Below are 1053 nucleotides of genomic sequence, written 5' to 3' on the forward strand. Positions count from 1 at the left end.
TGCTGCGCTGGTCGCGGCGGGCGACGTCCGCGCAGGCTCTGGCGCTGCGTTGTCGGATCGTCCTGGCGTGTGCTGACGGGCTGTCGAACACGCAGGTGGGTAAGGAACTTGGGATTCATCCGACCACGGTGGCTACTTGGCGCAAGCGGTTCGCGGCCCAGCGGCTGGAGGGCCTGGCCGACGAGAAGCGGCCGGGTCCTGCCCGCACGGTGACGGACGAGCAGGTCGAGGACGTGATCGTGCGGACTCTGGAGACAACGCCGAAGGGCGCCACCCACTGGTCCACTCGCGAGATGGCAAAGCAGAGCGGGCTGAGCCAGTCGACGGTCTCGCGGATCTGGCGCACCTTCGGCCTCAAGCCGCACCAGGTCGACACCTTCAAGCTGAGCAAGGACCCGCAGTTCGTCGAGAAGGTCCGCGACGTGGTGGGTCTTTACCTTGATCCGCCCGAGCGCGCCATTGTGCTCTGCGTCGATGAGAAGTCGCAGATTCAGGCGCTGGACCGATCGGCCCCGGTGCTGCCGATGATGCCCGGTATGCCCGAGCGCCGCACCCACGATTACCTGCGTGGAGGCGTCACCACCTTGTTCGCGGCGCTCAACACCGCCACCGGCGAGGTCATCGGCTCCCTGCACCGCCGCCACCGCGCCGCCGAGTTCAAGAAGTTCCTCGCGAAGCTGGACAAGGAAGTCCCCGCCGAGCTCGACGTCCACCTGATCTGCGACAACTACGCCACCCACAAGACTCCTGCCATCCAGAAGTGGCTGCTCGCGCACCCGCGCTTCCATATGCACTTCACGCCGACCAGCTCGTCCTGGCTCAATCAGGTCGAGCGCTGGTTCGGCCTGCTGACGGACAAGCAGATACGGCGTGGGGTCCACAAGAACGTCCAGGCGCTCGAGAAGGACATCCGCGACTGGATCGCCCACTGGAACGAGGACCCCAAGCCGTTCACCTGGACCAAGTCCGCCGACGAGATCTTCGAACGCCTCGCCGGCTACCTGAACCGCCTGCCGAACCCCAAACCCTAGATATGCACCTCTTCCGAGACTC

The 1053-nt window shown here is 65.6% G+C and carries 1 protein-coding gene; it reads left to right on the top strand.

All coding sequences use genetic code 11. The features are described 5' to 3' along the window. Window positions 1–2 precede the first annotated feature (2 nt). On the top strand, window positions 3–1031 hold the full coding sequence (locus ACIPXC_RS35055) for an IS630 family transposase (protein WP_401626568.1): 1029 nt from the start codon (window positions 3–5) through the stop codon (window positions 1029–1031). The last annotated feature ends 22 nt before the right edge of the window (window positions 1032–1053 follow it).

The sequence above is a fragment of the Streptomyces sp. NPDC090021 genome (assembly GCF_044748225.1).
Classification (GTDB): domain Bacteria; phylum Actinomycetota; class Actinomycetes; order Streptomycetales; family Streptomycetaceae; genus Streptomyces.